The 16434-nt window shown below is 42.2% G+C and carries 16 protein-coding genes; 12 read left to right on the forward strand and 4 right to left on the reverse strand.

All coding sequences use genetic code 11. From position 1 onward, the window contains the following. Window positions 1-191: 191 nt before the first annotated feature. Window positions 192-1358: a D-alanyl-D-alanine carboxypeptidase family protein gene (locus DZ860_RS14385; protein WP_120032457.1), complete on the reverse strand. Its 1167-nt coding sequence runs from the start codon at window positions 1356-1358 to the stop codon at window positions 192-194. Between the two features lie 176 nt (window positions 1359-1534). Further along, window positions 1535-1897 (reverse strand): NADH:ubiquinone oxidoreductase, encoded by a 363-nt coding sequence (locus DZ860_RS14390; protein WP_120032459.1) that lies wholly within the window; start codon window positions 1895-1897, stop codon window positions 1535-1537. A gap of 436 nt (window positions 1898-2333) precedes the next feature. Here DZ860_RS14390 and DZ860_RS14395 point away from each other — a divergent pair, with 436 nt between their 5' ends. The 4 genes from DZ860_RS14395 (at window position 2334) to DZ860_RS14410 (ending at window position 5526) form a co-directional block, all read left to right on the forward strand. Continuing rightward, window positions 2334-3497, forward strand: a complete 1164-nt coding sequence (locus tag DZ860_RS14395; RefSeq protein ID WP_120032461.1) for a threonine/serine exporter family protein — start codon at window positions 2334-2336, stop codon at window positions 3495-3497. A 656-nt stretch (window positions 3498-4153) separates the two neighbouring features. Next, window positions 4154-4363, forward strand: a complete 210-nt coding sequence (locus DZ860_RS14400) for a cold-shock protein (RefSeq protein WP_120032463.1) — start codon at window positions 4154-4156, stop codon at window positions 4361-4363. 79 nt (window positions 4364-4442) lie between these two features. Continuing rightward, window positions 4443-4982 (forward strand): YaeQ family protein, encoded by a 540-nt coding sequence (locus DZ860_RS14405; RefSeq protein ID WP_120032465.1) that lies wholly within the window; start codon window positions 4443-4445, stop codon window positions 4980-4982. After that, window positions 4975-5526, forward strand: a complete 552-nt coding sequence (locus tag DZ860_RS14410; RefSeq protein WP_120032467.1) for a hypothetical protein — start codon at window positions 4975-4977, stop codon at window positions 5524-5526. The genes DZ860_RS14405 and DZ860_RS14410 overlap by 8 nt, the downstream gene beginning before the upstream one ends. A 145-nt stretch (window positions 5527-5671) precedes the next feature. On the opposite strand, the gene DZ860_RS14415 is transcribed toward DZ860_RS14410, so the two are convergent. Continuing rightward, window positions 5672-7027 carry a CHASE4 domain-containing protein gene (locus DZ860_RS14415; protein ID WP_243641865.1) on the reverse strand — a complete coding sequence of 452 codons (1356 nt, stop codon included), beginning with the start codon at window positions 7025-7027 and terminating at the stop codon, window positions 5672-5674. A gap of 333 nt (window positions 7028-7360) precedes the next feature. Here DZ860_RS14415 and norR point away from each other — a divergent pair, with 333 nt between their 5' ends. From norR to DZ860_RS14455, 8 genes are all read left to right on the forward strand, one after another. Then, on the forward strand, window positions 7361-8986 hold the full coding sequence (gene norR / locus DZ860_RS14420; protein ID WP_120032471.1) for a nitric oxide reductase transcriptional regulator NorR: 1626 nt from the start codon (window positions 7361-7363) through the stop codon (window positions 8984-8986). Window positions 8987-9057: 71 nt separating this feature from the next. Beyond that, complete coding sequence (locus DZ860_RS14425; RefSeq protein WP_120032473.1) at window positions 9058-9417, forward strand: glutaredoxin family protein; 360 nt, start codon at window positions 9058-9060, stop codon at window positions 9415-9417. A gap of 50 nt (window positions 9418-9467) precedes the next feature. After that, on the forward strand, window positions 9468-10094 hold the full coding sequence (locus DZ860_RS14430) for an HAD family hydrolase (protein ID WP_120032475.1): 627 nt from the start codon (window positions 9468-9470) through the stop codon (window positions 10092-10094). A 70-nt stretch (window positions 10095-10164) separates the two neighbouring features. After that, entirely contained in the window at window positions 10165-10785 is a 621-nt protein-coding gene (locus tag DZ860_RS14435) for an NAD(P)H-dependent oxidoreductase (protein WP_120032477.1), read from the forward strand. Next, window positions 10782-12695 carry a monovalent cation:proton antiporter-2 (CPA2) family protein gene (locus tag DZ860_RS14440; RefSeq protein WP_120032479.1) on the forward strand — a complete coding sequence of 638 codons (1914 nt, stop codon included), beginning with the start codon at window positions 10782-10784 and terminating at the stop codon, window positions 12693-12695. The genes DZ860_RS14435 and DZ860_RS14440 overlap by 4 nt, the downstream gene beginning before the upstream one ends. A 50-nt stretch (window positions 12696-12745) precedes the next feature. After that, window positions 12746-14110 (forward strand): MATE family efflux transporter, encoded by a 1365-nt coding sequence (locus DZ860_RS14445; protein WP_120032636.1) that lies wholly within the window; start codon window positions 12746-12748, stop codon window positions 14108-14110. Window positions 14111-14330: 220 nt separating this feature from the next. Next, window positions 14331-15221, forward strand: a complete 891-nt coding sequence (locus DZ860_RS14450) for a DMT family transporter (protein WP_120032481.1) — start codon at window positions 14331-14333, stop codon at window positions 15219-15221. A 76-nt stretch (window positions 15222-15297) separates the two neighbouring features. Next, on the forward strand, window positions 15298-15909 hold the full coding sequence (locus tag DZ860_RS14455; protein ID WP_120032483.1) for a glutaredoxin domain-containing protein: 612 nt from the start codon (window positions 15298-15300) through the stop codon (window positions 15907-15909). A 77-nt stretch (window positions 15910-15986) separates the two neighbouring features. Here the strand turns inward: DZ860_RS14455 and DZ860_RS14460 are convergent, their stop codons facing one another. After that, window positions 15987-16340, reverse strand: coding sequence for a hypothetical protein (locus DZ860_RS14460; protein ID WP_120032485.1), 354 nt, complete (start codon window positions 16338-16340; stop codon window positions 15987-15989). Between the last annotated feature and the right edge of the window lie 94 nt (window positions 16341-16434).

Here is a 16434-nt window from a genome sequence, read left to right on the forward strand (position 1 = left end):
GCATTGAGATGATGTTCTTGGCAAAACTCAGCGGTAATCTGTAACTCTTTAGAAAACTCAGACATAAAAAAATCGGCCTCAACTATGTTGAGACCGATTATGAACCCTGCTCAGGATCGTTCAATTATTTAAAACGATCAGCATTAATGCAATGCACCCGCTTTCACTAATTCGAATTCAATCGTTGTCGCTTAGAACCAACTTGCTACCAAACGCTTCACCCAGTCCATCAACTTCTTAAAGATACTCCCCTCATCTACAGGCTCCAGAGCCGTCAATTCAGCGGTCGCAACCTGTTCACCATCTAAGGTATAGATAACATTGCCGAGTACTTGACCTTTTTCGATTGGCGCCATTAAATCTTGAGCAACATCCACTTGTGCTTCCAGATTCTTAACCTGTCCTTTTGCTAAGGTAAGGTACATATCTTCTGTAAGCCCAGCTTTTACTGTGTCTTTATCACCCATCCAAACTCTCAATTCCGCCACAGTTTCCCCGGCACTATTTGGCGAAATGGTATCAAAGAAACGGAACCCATAACTTAGTAGCTGTTTACTTTCTGTTTCACGACTTTTCGCGCTACTTGAGCCCATAACAACAGCAATTAATCGCATGTCACCATTAGTTGCAGATGTTGCAAGGCTATAACCCGCACCACCGGTATAACCAGTCTTAAGGCCATCTACGTTCATGCTACGGTCTCGCAATAAACCATTACGGTTATATTGTGTGATTCCGTTATAGGTAAATGATGTTTCACTATAAAGCGGAAAAACAACCGGAAGATCACGGATAATCGCCTGACTCAATTTCGCAATATCATGAGGGGTTGAATATAGGCCATCGCTATCTAATCCATGCGGGTTAGTATAAGCGGTATTGTTTAAACCCAGTTTTTTTGCCCAACTGTTCATTAAACTAACAAAGGCGCCTTCACTACCCGCTACATGCTCAGCAATCGCAACACTGGCATCATTACCAGACTGAACAATCAAACCTCGGTACAGATCACTCATGCTAACGGTCGTGCCAACTTCAATAAACATTTTTGAAGAATCAGGGAAGTTTTTAGCCCAAGCATTCTGACTAATTACAACTTTGTCATCCCAGTTAATATTGCCCGTTTGCATTTCTTGCCCGGCAACATAAGCCGTCATCAGTTTAGTTAAGCTTGCAGGATTAAGTTTAGAATCCGCTTGTTTTTCAACCAACACTTGGCCAGTGTTGTAATCCATTAATATGTAGCCTTTTGCACCAAGTGCTGGCGCTTCAGGCACAACCACAGGAGCTGCTGTCGCTGTAAATGAGGCAAATAGTGACGTGACAATAATCGTTTTCAGTAAACCTTGGTTTTCCATGTAGCAACACCCTAAATTGAGGCTATTCAAATAAACGCATCGAGTATAAACAAGCAGACCCCAATGTATGTGAATCCGTAACTAATCGTTACCTTTAAGTAAGATTTCAAACATAAAATGTGCACGAGATAAAAAAACCAGCGAAGTTATCGCTGGTTTTCTATGTGGAATGCTGTTTAAACCGTCGCCAAAGCCTTTTCTTGGCGCTTGTTCGTAATACTATCTCGATAGCTAAACCATAAGTAAGTTATAACCAAAGAGAAGAACAAGTAGGACAATGTAAAAATAATCGGTGAGGTGATGAGATTTTCAGACATGCTCCAACTAACGCCTACGACTGTCACTACTAATTTGGATAGCATGCCGCACATAAGTAAAAATAACGCTAGTTGTGGAAAACGAGTGCTTCTAAATGTGAACCAGTAACAACTGCCCACCGCTAGAGCTGAAATTGATAGACCTAACATGAAAGAATGAAGATGATCGACCGATGCATAACCAGCTGAAACGGATGCCATTAGTATTAAGAATAGTTTCATCTTGTGCCTCACTTTAAAATTAAGAAAAGCTTCCTTTCATTTCTGAAAACTCATTTTATGCCTATTTTCGCTGTTTAGTTTATAAATTCAAGTACAATTTTGAATCAATTTGATTACTAATTTACCGTTATTAGCTTTTGTAAAATAAAGGTTAACTACGTAAAGCGTAGGGATTCAATGCCACTGGAATCCATAAGGAACAAAACAGCCTTAATTAACAATTCATTTACATTCGGCTTATGTAAAAAAACTTCTTAAGAATGTGATATCACCCCATCACAGCACCAGTGATAAGGAGTTCAAAAAAACCAATGTGTCTCTGTCTTCATATTGCACAAATAGAGTGTGACAAGCTCGACTCTTCGGTGGTTTACCAATCGAATCCCCCTATTGGCTTTGATAGAGTGCCCACATCAATACTCACGTGCTTCATAACATGCCCTCTAAGTACCGTATCAGTAAAATTGTTGAAGTTGGCGATACCCTACATCGCTGTGGTTGTGCTCCATATAAATTAGAAAAATACACGCAACATTATGCTCAAAAACATAATGTCAGCGTCTCTGTTCAAGCAACACCAACCACCATCAATTACCAGTTTCCCGATGATGAAAATGCGGTCGTCATGAAACGCCACCAACCAGCATCGATCAATCTTGGATTACTCGCTAACACTATCATTCGTATTCATCAACCAAACCACGAACCCTTACCCGAACCCGTTGGGTATTCAAAGTGGGTAACAGCGCTGGCGAATATGAGTATTCCTCCTGCATATTTGGTTTTGATCGGTAGCACGATGGACGCTATTTACTTTGCTATTTTGCTTGGGTTCATTGTCTGGTTGTCCCAGCAAATCTGTAAAGGACGTCGCGCGATTGCGGTAGAGTTTCTCGCATCAATGCTAACGGGTATTTTTGTCGCTTATGTTGCTAGTACTGGGTACAACATCCCTGTCTGGGCGCTGTGCATAGCTTCTATCATTCTCTTTGTTCCCGGGCTCTCAATTGCCAATGCACTCGAATGCTTGGCATTTAATGATCTAGTATCAGGAACCGCTTTGCTTGGGCAAAGCGCTCTAGCATTAATAAAGCTGTTTGTAGGAATCGTGATCGGCTTAAACATAGGAGAAGCGATATGGGGGCAGGCAGAAGCATCGAACTACATGAATGAGGTGCCCCAGTGGCTACATATAGCTGGCCTCTTTATTATATCGACTGCGATTGGGATTATATTTAATGCTCGTCCTAAAGACATTCTATTGGGCATACCAGTCGCTATCTTAGGCATGTGGGGGCCATTATATCTTGGGTTTGGGAGTGGTTGGGTCGTTGGAACTTGGGTAACAACGGTACTGATTACACTATATGGCACTTGGGTGGCCAATAAGATGCAGCTCACCGGCGCTATCTATATAGTGCAAGGCATCATCATTCTTGTTCCTGGTAGTCGAGTTTTAATCAGCGCAAGTCAATCTGTTTTTGAGCAATCTATTCTGCCTATACCGAGTATTGGCTTATCCGCACTCTTTATGTTTTCAGCCATCGTTGCTGGACAAGTGACTGCCTATTCAATCTATTCACCTCGAATTGAGCGATAAGCAAAATCCGGCATATGTAAAACCATGAGATTCGAACATTTACATATGCCCTTTTTACTCGACAAATTTCGTTTAATCATACTTATTTTTAGGTTTCAGAAGCCTGCTTTCAGGCTTAGATTCGCCTACATTTTCCTACTCATTGGGCAACCGATTTGGCGGCTAAATAGATGTCTTGTGAGTGATATAACTGACCAGTGTATCGTGCTACATTTTCAATCCAAATTCACCAAATGCTACTGTCAAACAAAATCTCTCGCATCGAGAAAAACATAGATATGATTTTTGTAACTATATGCATTAAAAACATATAGATATATAAATTGATAATGATTTTTCCCGAAGACGAGAATTTACGTTTAATCCATAAAATCTAGGTATTTTTAACGCCAAAAATGAATGTTTAATTTGAATAAAATAGGGGCTTAGAATCATACAATTTTACATCACACTTTTCCCTATGCATTCACTGATTTTTATTGACTTAAAGTCTGGTGAGTTTAGACTTGGCTCCAGCTAGAAAACGGTTCTTGTCTAGATCGCCGTTTCGTTGGATTTCATGTATCTCTACCGTAACGTCGTACGCAATAGCAATCTCCTTTTCCACGCTATCCGTGCCGTTATAGGCCTATTGAAGATTATCAAGGAAATACATTATGTCTAACACTGTTACTGGTACAGTTAAATGGTTCAACGAAACTAAAGGTTTCGGTTTTATTCAACAAGAAAACGGTCCAGACGTTTTCGCACACTTCAGCGCTATCACTGGTGACGGTTTCCGCACTCTAGCTGAAGGTCAAAAAGTTGAATTCAGCATCTCTCAAGGCCAAAAAGGTCCACAAGCTGAAAACATCAAAGTTCTATAATTAGACTCTTCAGAATTTATAATAGCCAGCAGATTGCTGGCTATTTTTTTTCCCTCTTTATTATTCATCGAGCTTGCCCGTGGCACTAAAACCAACCATTTACAAATTCCGAATTGTTCTTTCCGATACCAATCGTGATTACTATGATACTCAACAACTTACGCTAGCATTACACCCATCAGAAACGATGGAAAGAATGATGGCGCGAGTCATGGCATTTTGCCTAAAAGCCCAACCTGACTTGGTGTTTACCAAGGGATTATCAACGATTGAAGAACCGGATTTGTGGGTAAAAACACTAGATGACCAAATCAACTTATGGATTGAAATTGGTGAGCCTAGTGTCGACCGTTTGAAAAAAGCCTCTCGTCTCGCGAAACAGGTTGATGTTTTTACATTCAATAGCAAGTCCGATATTTGGTGGCAGCAATCCGTTAATAAGGTTCGTGACTTTGGTCTTAATGTTTTCCAATTCGATTTTAACGAACTCGAGGCGCTCGCAAATTCAGCACAACGTACTATGGATCTATCCGTCATGATCACAGGTAATAGCCTGTATGTGGATTCAAGTGAGGGATCTTTTGTCATCAATTGGAACGTACTGCAAAACAATGACTAATATTGGACAAGCACTCAGCACCATTGAGGCTACTGAACTCATCGAGATAAAGAACCGCCCACAACAATGGCGAGTGTTTTGTGAGCATTACGATTCGATTTTTACCTTAGCGCGCACACGTAACGCAGAAGCCAGTGACAAGCAGCTATTACTTGGCGTTTTAACGAAAGCCCACATTGAAGCTCTTGTTCAAATAGAGAACAATGAAAAATCGGCAAACGTGGTACGTGAAGCGATAGCGACTCACCTTGGTAAAGAACATCAACACCGTTTCACCTATCAAGGGGCTGAGCAGCTCATTTTTATCACTCATCTTTGGCTATACCTACAAGGATGTATGAACATGGATTTCAGCTTAGCGAGTGATTATGCCGACCAAACGGTATTAACGTTAACGGAGCACTCTTTGCCGAATATTTCTGAGCCAAGCTCACAACCATTAAGGCTCGCGTTCATGGCCAGTTTTTACGAGGGAAAAAATCGAGCACCTAATCAGAGCGTGTTACATAAACTCTCTCAGAAAGTGAAGCAGTGGCTTTCTTAGTTAGTGAGTTAATTAGGTTCACTCCTTGGGGACAGCGAATTAGATAAAAAAAGCCGATTACATAATCGGCTTTTTCTCAGTTTAAATCTCAATTTCTATCGCTGCCTCAAGTACTACTTCAAGGTGTAAAAACCAAGTTTAGCGACTAACCTTTATAGTCATTTTTCGGCCGTAGGATAATGATCGCCCCCGGTTGTTCTTCTTCAGATTTAATCATTGGACTGACTTGTATTTCCATCCATTCACTACCTTGGCTACAACCTAGCTTACGGATCAACGAAATACCGCTATATTCACTTCCACAATGAAGCGCTCGATGCAACCAATGTGCTGGTGACGATGTATCTTCTGACAGGTTATCAATCAACAACTCAAAACTTTGTCCATAAATCGAACCGGCTTTAATATTAAGCCACTCACTGGCCGCTGGATTGCAATAATCAACACATCCCATGTGATCGACGGTAAAGATACAGTCACTGATCGAATACAGAAGCAATTGACTAAATTGGTGTTCTTGATAGAGGTTATTATATATCTCACTGAATTTAGTACTCAGTTGTCCAATTTCACCTTTATCGATATGCTTAAACGGCCGTAGCTCTTCAGCTAATGTCGAACCGTCAACCTGATTGAGCCAATTAACGAGTTCTTTCATTGGCTTCGTTATATGACGACGTAACAAATAGGTCATAATGCTTGGTAACAACATCATTGCAAAAAATGATGGACTCCACTCGATAATCAGCTGACTTAGACTTTGGGTTCGATATTCCGATCGCAAAGCTACAATACTAGGAAGATTTCCATCTTCAAAGCTCAACATCTGATAACTACCTATCATAGACTGGTCTTGAATAAGGTAATTTATTGGTTCTAATTTCCAAGGCCCGATCCCAGACATTAGGAACAATTTGTTATCCGTTAAGACAGGTACGACTGAAAAATCCATATTGAGTACTGAAGATATATGCCCGGTAACACTTGAGTCTATCACTTTGACCATCACAATACGGCCATTTGCTAATCTCGTTGCGGAATTGTCCGTAACGGGCAAACTAGCCAGCATGTAGAGGCGACCTTTAAAAAACAGTGCTCCTCTTTGGTTAAAATCAGTCGAAATAGGCATGATTCCTTGAATAAAATGCCACATTTCTTTGCCATCATCGATGCTATCTTTTGAAATGCTATACAGGACTTGTCCGTCTAGGCGTTCGATCATAACGCCACTGACTTTGATGGTATTCAAAACATCTTGGCTGAAATTATCACGAATGAAACTCGTAGATGGTTGGTTAATATAATCGTAAGTGGTATCCCATTGCGCGTAAGCACTTGTGATCACTTCTAGGTCATCCATCTCATTATCAATCAAACGCAAGCCGAGCGCTGCCATCTCACTGTTCAATTGCTTCCCTTGAGCTAACTTTTCTGAATCCGATGACAAATACGAAACCACCGACACTATGCCTAGCGTCAACGCCATCGCCAAAAAAAACATATTCAACAATTTTCTTTCTATCGAACCTTGCACGCTTAACGACCTTACCCATGAAATAGCAACAGCGCATTGTATAAAAACGTTGTTTCTGCATCTGTTCTTTACAGAACACTCAGTGCAGTTTGAGCCAAGCAACTTTAAATAAAACGGGGATAAAAAATACATCGTTAATGATTCGCTCAAATAAAGCTCTCAGGCGATATTTCAATGATTATTCTCGCGATCGACAGCCCAAAAAACATCTGACTTAATCTCTAACAGGATCAAGTCAAAACGACTCATTTAGTTTCAGTCAAAATGACTCTACAATAACAAAAAAGAGGATGAGCACCGATGCAAGATATTTCTATTTCAACGCTATTAGATATGACGATTGGTTTAGCCAGTGGACACAATGATGATGAACGTTTTAACAAACTTCTTGATGCGATACGTAAAGCGATTCAGTGTGACTGTATAGCGTTGCTTCGCTTGCAAGGCGACACGCTCATTCCACTTGCAATGCAAGGAGTCACTCGGGATACGTTGGGCCGTCACTTTGTCATCAGTGAACACCCTCGTTTTCAAGCTATTTGCCATTCCAAAACACCGCTACGTTTTGATGCAAATAGCCCACTCCCCGATCCATTCGATGGACTCTTACTTGATTATGACGGAGAACTACCTATGCATGCTTGCATGGGATTACCGCTCATTTATGCAAATAAATTGCTGGGAATTTTAACTCTCGATAGCCTAACGCCCAATATCTTCGATTCAATTCCACTTCGCAGCCTTGATGCACTCGCGGCAATTGCAGCCTCTACACTCAAAGTTGCCCTCACCGTTTCACAACTTGAGCAACAAGCGAAGCATGTACAACAAAGACTAGAAGAATTGAATGAAGAAGTGTGGGAACGAGACAGCAGTGACATCATCGGTACTAGCATAGCAATGCAGCGTCTTAACGATGATATCAGTGTGGTCGCGCCCTCTAATTTCACCATTTTAATTCAGGGCGAAACTGGGGTTGGCAAAGAGCTAGTTGCTCGCAAAATGCATCTGCTTTCGCCACGGAGAAAACAACCTCTTGTCTATGTCAACTGTGCGGCTATCCCTGAAAACTTAGTGGAAAGTGAGCTCTTTGGCCATATACGAGGGGCATTTACTGGAGCGGATAAATCTCGTTTAGGCAAGTTTGCACTCGCAGATGGCGGTACTCTGTTTCTTGATGAAATCGGTGAATTACCTTTAGCTGCACAAAGTAAACTACTTCGAGCATTGCAAAGCCAGGAGATCCAACCTGTAGGTCAAGATAAGGTACAAACTATTGATGTTAGAGTCGTCGCTGCGACCAACCGAGATTTAAAGCTCGAAGTCAATGAAGGGCGATTCCGTTCTGATCTTTTTCATCGCCTATCTGTCTATCCCATTTCCGTTCCCGCTTTGCGTGAACGCGATGGCGACATTCCTCTTTTGGCAGGATATTTTCTCGAGCAAGCACGACGCAAATTAGGTATCGGGCAAATTAAAATCGCACAGCAAGCTCTAGAACAACTTTCTCACTACAACTGGCCCGGTAATGTGCGAGAGTTAGAACATGTCATCAACCGAGCTGCACTGAAAGCCAGAGCCAAAAGCCATCCCAATGAAAGAGTGACCTTATTACTTGAGGATATCGATACAATCGATATGAACCCAATAAGCGATACCGGGTATTCTCAAATGACTGCCCATAAACAAAATACACATCAACAAAATCTAAATTTAGGCACAGAGCCCGATCTTGAACCTGACAATCTCAGTTTAAAGGAAGCCACCGATAACTTTCAACGTCAAGCCATTGTGGCTACGCTATCGACAAGTAATAACAACTGGGCTCAAGCTGCTCGTCACTTACAATTGGACCGAGCTAATCTTGTTCGATTAGCAAAACGATTAGGTATTGAAGTTACAAAACAAGTAAAAACGCACCAATAGTTGTTTGTTCAATGTTACTAAGTAGTTACAATATAACACCTCAACATTACGATTAGAAAAAGAGTATACCTATGAAAGTCATCCGTTGGATATTAGGCCGCATTATCTTGGTTCTCGATGCTGTCTTTTCACCTCGAGGAATCAAACGTTCTGAAGAGAAACAACTTGAAGCAAACAACAAAGCTCAGACTATGGCACTGTATCAATTTGAAGCGTGTCCATTTTGCGTAAAGGTCCGCCGAGAGATGAAACGCCAATCCGTTAATATCGACCTCAGAGATGCGAAGAATAATCAACAATTTCGTCAAGAGCTAGAAACAGGAGGTGGCCGAGTAAAAGTGCCTTGTCTACGTATAGAAAAAGAAGGCAATGTACAGTGGATGTACGAATCTTCAGACATAATTGCATACTTAGAGAGAGAATTCGCGTAAGCTAATTACTTGTTCAATATCAAGTTCTCACTTTTTATCAAGGACGCCCCATGTTAGCTATTCCACTCGATATTAATAACATCAAAGCCATTGTCTTTGATTTAGACAATACATTAGTGAGCTCCAACATGGACTTCCAATGGCTACGCCAGAAAATCGGCTGCCCTTTAGATGAAGACCTACTTAGCTATGTAGAGGCTCTTCCGTGCTCAAAAGAATCTGCTATTGCTCAACAACTGATTCTTGATCATGAGCTCAATGATGCTCAACATTCTTCACCTATGCCAGGATGTTTAGAACTCCTTCGCTACATTGAGCATAATCAATTACACACAGCGATTGTCACGCGAAACTGTATTGAAGCCACACAACAAAAACTGACGTTAAATCAACTTAATATCGAACGAGTAATCTGTCGGGAACATTTCCCTCCCAAACCAGCACCAGACTCACTCATTGCATTAGCCAATGAGTGGGGGCTTCAGGCCAGTGAAGTACTGTATGTAGGGGATTACCTCTATGATTTACAAGCAGCTCTTAATGCACTCATGCCATCGTGTCTCGTATCACACGGACACGACTACCACTTTAGCCAGCACGCTTCCGTGGTTGTTGAGCATCTTTCTGACCTATGCTTGCTCTTTGAGCAGACGTTACAACCTCAAACCTCCGTCTAGAATAAAATGTGCAGTGGCACTCTTTTATAAGTTGTGACTGCACTCGTCCACACCTATAGAGAAACGTGACATGCAAAAAAATAAAATTTTAGTGCTATATGCACATCCGTCACAGCATCGTTCAGAGATCAACCAGCCACTTTTTCATGCGGCGCAATCTATGGAACACGTTACGGCAGTTGATCTTTATGGCGAATATCCAACCTATCAGATCAATATCGATAAAGAACAACAACGACTACTCGATCATGATGTCATCATCTTTTTATTCCCACTCTACTGGTACTCCACGCCATCGATTTTAAAAGAGTGGCAAGATTTGGTATTAGAATATGGTTTTGCTTATGGGACTGAAGGGACTGCGTTAAAAGGAAAAATCTTCCTATGCGCGCTTTCCGCTGGAGGTAAAGCCGATGCGTACCGCAGTCAGGGATACAATCATTTTACTATTCGTGAACTGCTCTATCCTATGGAACAAATGGCGTCATTGACAGGGATGCAATACCTAGCACCATTTACTATATTTGGCTCACGTACCGCAAAAGAAGAAAAGCGTTTAGACTCGCACCTCAATACTTGGAAGCAATTACTCACAACATTAATCGAGGATAAGATCGATTATGCGCGAGCTAAAAGAGTCGCCAAACTCAATTTATGTCTCGAAGACCATCAATCCGGAGATAAATCATGACCAGTTATTTCCTTCAAGCATTCATTTACCTCGCCGCTGCGGTTATTGCCGTTCCTATCGCAAAGCGATTAGGGCTAGGTTCGGTACTAGGTTATTTAATTGCAGGTGTCGTTATCGGTCCAATTATAGGACTTGTTGGTGAAGAAACGACCACAATCCAACACTTCGCGGAATTTGGGGTCGTTATGATGCTATTTCTCGTTGGATTAGAACTCGAACCAAAAATGCTGTGGAATATGCGTAACCGCCTCCTTGGGTTGGGTGGATTACAAGTGGCGGGAACATGTGCACTGGTTATGGGTATCGCACTTTGGCTAGGACAACCTTGGTCTGTTGCACTCGCCATTGGCTTGATTTTTTCGCTATCATCCACTGCGATTGTTCTGCAAACTTTTAATGAGAAAGGTTTAACACGCACCGATGGCGGCCAGAATGCGTTTTCAGTATTGCTGTTCCAAGACATTGCTGTTATCCCCATGCTGGCTTTCATTCCACTGCTGGCACTACCTGATTTAATCGAGAAAGCACAAGGTGCAGCAACTGCTGCAGCTGAACATCATGAAGAACTCAGTTTAGTCGCGGGCTTGCCAGGCTGGGCGTATGCGATTGTGATCGTCACTTCCATTGCGGGTTTGGTCGTGGGTGGTCACTATTTGAGTCGCCCGTTATTTCGCTTTGTCGCCAGCTCAGGGCTACGTGAGATTTTCACCGCTACTGCCTTAATGTTGGTGGTCGGCATAGCAGCAATCATGAGTTTAGTCGGACTTTCCCCTGCATTAGGGACATTTTTAGCCGGAGTTGTACTAGCAAATAGCGAATTCCGCCATGAATTAGAATCGAACATCGACCCATTTAAAGGCTTATTACTGGGTCTATTTTTCATCACGGTCGGCGCTGGTATAAACTTCGGTATATTGTTCGATGACTTTGGCATGATAGTAGGATTAACCCTCGCTATTATGGCCATCAAAGCGCTCATTCTTTATGTGCTCGCTTTATGTTTTAAAATTCGTGGTTCTAACCGTTGGTTGTTTACGCTCAGCCTAGCCCAAGCCGGGGAGTTCGGTTTCGTTCTGCTTAGCTTTACTATGCAAAACCACGTTATTCCACCAGCTATCGTACAAACCTTATCACTTGTCGTAGCTCTATCAATGTTCTTAACCCCGGGGCTATTCATCTTTTTCGACAAGGTTATCTTGCCGAAATTTCAAGATGCATCGAATGAGAAAGAGGCCGATGACATTAATGAAACTGGAACAGTGATCATCGCTGGTATCGGTCGATTTGGTCAAATCGTCAACCGGCTTTTAGTTGCCAATGGCGTCCATACCGTAGTGTTGGATCATCAAGCTGATCAAGTCGACATGGTGCGTCGTATCAATACCAAAGCGTACTTTGGCGATGCGACTAGACCAGACTTGCTCCATACGGCAGGCATCGAACAAGCCAAAATGATCATCGTCGCTATCGATAATCGAGATACTAGTTTGGAACTGGTTAAGTACGTTAAACAAACCTATCCAAATGTGACAATTTTAGCTCGTTCTTTCGATAGGGGGCACGGATATCAGTTACGCCAAGCAGGAGCTGATATTATTGAATCAGAAACCTATCATTCGGCCTTAGAACTAGGCTCACATGCATTAAGTCATTTGGGTCACCATCCATTTTGGATCGAACAGAAAAAAGCCGTCTACAAAAAGGTCGAAAATAAAAAATCTGATTTACTGTATCAGGCATGGCTAGATGATTCTGAGAGTGAGCGTTTTGATAACAACTATCGTAAGCTGTTTATTCATTTAGAAGCACAACTAAAACTCGCAATGAAAGCTGATCGCTATGATAATCAGGCTGAAAGTGAACGTGGTTGGACTCCACCGCCGAAAGGTTATACGGATAATTTAGACTAACTCAAAGAGCACTGACATTTCAGTGCTCCTTTTTATTAATGCTGGGAAAAATGTCACAAACCAATTCTACTCATAGCCTTGGCAAACAACTATTTACTATGACCTGGCCAATGCTATTTGGCGTGTTGTCTTTAATGAGCTTTCAACTTGTTGATAGTGCATTTATCGGTCAACTTGGTGTGCTTCCTCTTGCTGTTCAGGGGTTTACACTGCCAATTCAAATGGTCGTCGTAGGCATACAGGTCGGTTTAGGCATCGCGACAACGGCTATCATCTCAAGAGCTCTAGGTGCAAACAAAGAGCACTATGCCAAGCAATTGGGCGGCTTGGTGATGACAATTGGTGCCATTGGCGTCGCTTTATTTGCTTTTGTCGTTTACACCTTAAGAGAGCCCATCCTTTCATTACTTGGGGCACCTGAAACCGTCCTATCTATTGTCGAACAATACTGGATCTACTGGCTAACCAGTTCATGGACTGGGGCTTTGCTGTTTTTCTGCTACAGCGTGTGTAGAGCGAATGGCAATACCATGCTTCCTGGTAGCATGATGGTCGTTACCAGTTTGCTCAACTTAGCGCTCGATCCTCTGTTTATTTTTACGTTAGGTTTGGGGATCAATGGCGCAGCTCTTGCCACAACATTATCTTTTAGTGTGGGGTTATGCATTGTGGTACCAAAACTAAAACGTCGGAATTGGTTAAGTTTTCAATGGCATGACCTCGACCTCGCAGCCACTTTACGTTCACTTGGCAACATTATGGGCCCGGCGATGATGAGCCAGTTGCTCCCTCCTTTATCCTCTATGCTAGCAACCAAACTACTTGCCAGTTTTGGCACCGCAGCTGTTGCTGCATGGGCGCTTGGTTCTCGCTTTGAGCTTGTCGCGATTATCTCTGTGTTAGCACTCACTATGTCGATGCCGCCAATGATTGGGCGACTATTAGGTGCAGGGAAAATCCAAGATATTCGTCAACTGGTTCGTATTGCCTGTCAATTTGTTATCGTTTTCCAACTCTTCATCGCAGGTATCACTTTTGTATCATCGGGTTTTTTATCATCATTGATGACCAGCGAGCAACAAGTTGAGTCCATCCTTTCTTGGCACTTGATTATTGTACCTTTCAGTCTTGGTCCTCTCGGCATCTGCATGCTCATCGTCTCAATTTCGAATGCGCTGGGTAAATCGTATGTCGCTCTCGCGATATCAGCGTTACGTTTATTTGCTTTCTATCTTCCTTGTTTATGGCTTGGTTCTCTGTGGGGAGGTATCGAGGGAATCTTTTGGGGGGCAATGCTGGGAAATATTCTAGCGGGTACATGCGCATGGATAACCTATCAGCGTCTTATTAATAAACTGGAATTACAGTGCAGTAAAAACGCCAATCTCAATCATCACTTATCAAATAGCCGATAGCAGGTAGCATCGGCTTCTTTGACAGTACAAATTTTATTCCCTTGCACTCTAGGCATCGCCCATGAGTGCATTTGTTATACATTCTGCGACCTACTCTCATGATTGCCATCCAAACCATTGATGGCATAAATAGCCAATGTCTCGAAGATAAAGAGAATCAGGTGATTTAATCCCTAGAAAAACGTATGATTCGATTCACCTTTTTTTGATCTAGAACATTATGCACACACCACATCATCATCCGATTCAAGGGGCTTGCTGGATGCTTGCTGCAGGCATTTCCTTTGCGGTTGTCAACAGTATGGCTCAAGTTGCGAGTATTAATTTTGGTCTGCCATCGACCACTGTAGCACTCATTCAATATGCAGTAGCACTCGTTGCGATTCTGCCTTATTTGAAAACTCTTGGCATTCGAAAATCATTAAGCACCAACAAACTCGGTTTGCATGTATTCCGTGTATTTCTTTCGGTAATAGGTATTCAGCTTTGGTTGTGGGCGCTAGCCTATCCGGTTCCAATTTGGCAAGGCATTGCGTTGCTGATGACCTCACCTCTGTTTGCCACTATTGGTTCTGGTCTTTTACTCAAAGAGAAAGTAGGTGCCGCTCGTTGGGGAGCAACCTTATTAGGTTTCATTGGCGCGATGATCATTCTAGAGCCTTGGGGTGATGACTTTAACTGGGCAACATTACTGCCCGTAGGCGCTGCATTTTTCTGGGCTTGTTACTCTTTGATGGTAAAAAAACTATCTTCAGATGATTCTCCCTCTACCATGGTGGTGTATCTCCTGATACTTATCACACCATTTAACCTTGTTCTTGCACTTCCTGACTGGCAAATGCCAACAGGTGGTTCAATTTGGGTGCTACTCATTATCGCAGGTTGTGTCACAGCTCTCGCTCAGTGGGCGATTGTTAAAGCTTACTCGGTTGCCGATGCCTCTTTCGTTCAGCCTTTCGACCATGCAAAATTGCCCTTTAATGTGTTAGCTGGATGGATGGTTTTTGGTTGGGTTCCACCAGGTCGCCTTTGGCTTGGCGCCGCTATTATCATTTTCTCTGTCGCGTTTATTACTCAATGGGAAACAAGAATTTCTCGAAAAATGAAATAATTCCGGCCGATCAACGTTCTCTATAATTGAACGACTCAGTTCGCATTGCTTGTAGTGGTGACTTAGGAGAAATAATATGACCAAACCAATTAAAATCACTTTGTATCGTTGGGCAGGAAGTTGGGGGCCATTTAAAGTTAACATCCCTTGTGGTGAATGTACTTTAACTAAAGATATCCTCGCTGATACATTCGAAAATGAGTTGGCTGGTATTCCAATTGAACTAGAAGTCAAAGATTGGCTTTCTCACTGGTGGGAACCTCTCAAGCTTGGAGCGTGGCATGCACCCATTATTGTGGTTGAGGGTAAAGTCATCAGCCAAGGTGAAGCTCTAAATCGTGGTGTGTTGGTACAATCGGTTATTCAACGTTGGTCAGAACAAGATGAGTTGAAAGGTAATATTGTCTTTGGTAAAGCAACCTGTCCTTATTGTGTCAAAGCCAAACAAATGCTTAATGATGCCGGGGTTCAATACCAATACTATGATGTGGTAAAAGAAAGTGGCGCTTTATACCGAATGATTCCTGAGGTAAAAGCCCATATTGGACTAAAAACACCCGTAACGGTTCCTCAGATCTGGTTAGATGGTGTCTATATTGGTGGCGCTGATAATCTTGAAGCTTGGCTAGCTGAGAAAGGATTAAATACCGTTCCAGATAATGTCGTTAATTTAGAAGCCAACAGCTAACATTTAGCGGTATGAGTCGGTCACCACAAAAAACGCCCTGAATTATCAGGGCGTTTTATCATCAATTTCTTGCTAATTTATTTAGCTCGTTTTGTCTGCTGGTAAGTTTTACCCGCAACTAAGTAAGTATCTTTGCGTTTTACTTCAAACATCACATCAAAGAACCAAGCAACAAAACGGATAACATCTTCGCCCTCATTCATGACATGCTCCACGAACTCTTGCTCTTCGCCGTCATCATTTTCTTCAAGCGTCACGTGATAAATACGCTGTTCACCATCGATATCTTGCACCGCGAACTGACCTGTTAATGATTGCGCAGCTTCTGCAATGTCTTCGTTGTCACTTGCACGCAATAACTCTAAAGCTTGAGGTAAACCATTCGTTTCACACAGCGCTTTCACTAAGGTTTCAAATTCTTGTTGTTCCATTTTTTTAGTCCTATTTTGACTCAAGGAGACGTTGCGCGCATTGTACCCTCAAGTCACCTCAAGATACTAGATTCGACCGATGCAGTTATTGAAT

This window comes from Vibrio sinensis (genome assembly GCF_003605645.1).
Lineage (GTDB): Bacteria > Pseudomonadota > Gammaproteobacteria > Enterobacterales > Vibrionaceae > Vibrio > Vibrio sinensis.

Bases quoted from the DNA above. Each gene is read 5' to 3' on its own strand.
- DZ860_RS14450 (WP_120032481.1), top strand. From the start codon at position 14,331: ATGCACACACCACATCATCATCCGATTCAAGGGGCTTGCTGGATGCTT.
- DZ860_RS14415 (WP_243641865.1), bottom strand. From the start codon at position 7,027: ATGTTTTTTTTGGCGATGGCGTTGACGCTAGGCATAGTGTCGGTGGTT.
- DZ860_RS14425 (WP_120032473.1), top strand. From the start codon at position 9,058: ATGAAAGTCATCCGTTGGATATTAGGCCGCATTATCTTGGTTCTCGAT.
- DZ860_RS14395 (WP_120032461.1), top strand. From the start codon at position 2,334: ATGCCCTCTAAGTACCGTATCAGTAAAATTGTTGAAGTTGGCGATACC.
- DZ860_RS14410 (WP_120032467.1), top strand. From the start codon at position 4,975: ATGACTAATATTGGACAAGCACTCAGCACCATTGAGGCTACTGAACTC.
- DZ860_RS14390 (WP_120032459.1), bottom strand. From the start codon at position 1,897: ATGAAACTATTCTTAATACTAATGGCATCCGTTTCAGCTGGTTATGCA.
- DZ860_RS14400 (WP_120032463.1), top strand. From the start codon at position 4,154: ATGTCTAACACTGTTACTGGTACAGTTAAATGGTTCAACGAAACTAAA.
- DZ860_RS14435 (WP_120032477.1), top strand. From the start codon at position 10,165: ATGCAAAAAAATAAAATTTTAGTGCTATATGCACATCCGTCACAGCAT.
- DZ860_RS14385 (WP_120032457.1), bottom strand. From the start codon at position 1,358: ATGGAAAACCAAGGTTTACTGAAAACGATTATTGTCACGTCACTATTT.
- DZ860_RS14445 (WP_120032636.1), top strand. From the start codon at position 12,746: ATGTCACAAACCAATTCTACTCATAGCCTTGGCAAACAACTATTTACT.
- DZ860_RS14460 (WP_120032485.1), bottom strand. From the start codon at position 16,340: ATGGAACAACAAGAATTTGAAACCTTAGTGAAAGCGCTGTGTGAAACG.
- DZ860_RS14430 (WP_120032475.1), top strand. From the start codon at position 9,468: ATGTTAGCTATTCCACTCGATATTAATAACATCAAAGCCATTGTCTTT.
- DZ860_RS14455 (WP_120032483.1), top strand. From the start codon at position 15,298: ATGACCAAACCAATTAAAATCACTTTGTATCGTTGGGCAGGAAGTTGG.
- norR (WP_120032471.1), top strand. From the start codon at position 7,361: ATGCAAGATATTTCTATTTCAACGCTATTAGATATGACGATTGGTTTA.
- DZ860_RS14440 (WP_120032479.1), top strand. From the start codon at position 10,782: ATGACCAGTTATTTCCTTCAAGCATTCATTTACCTCGCCGCTGCGGTT.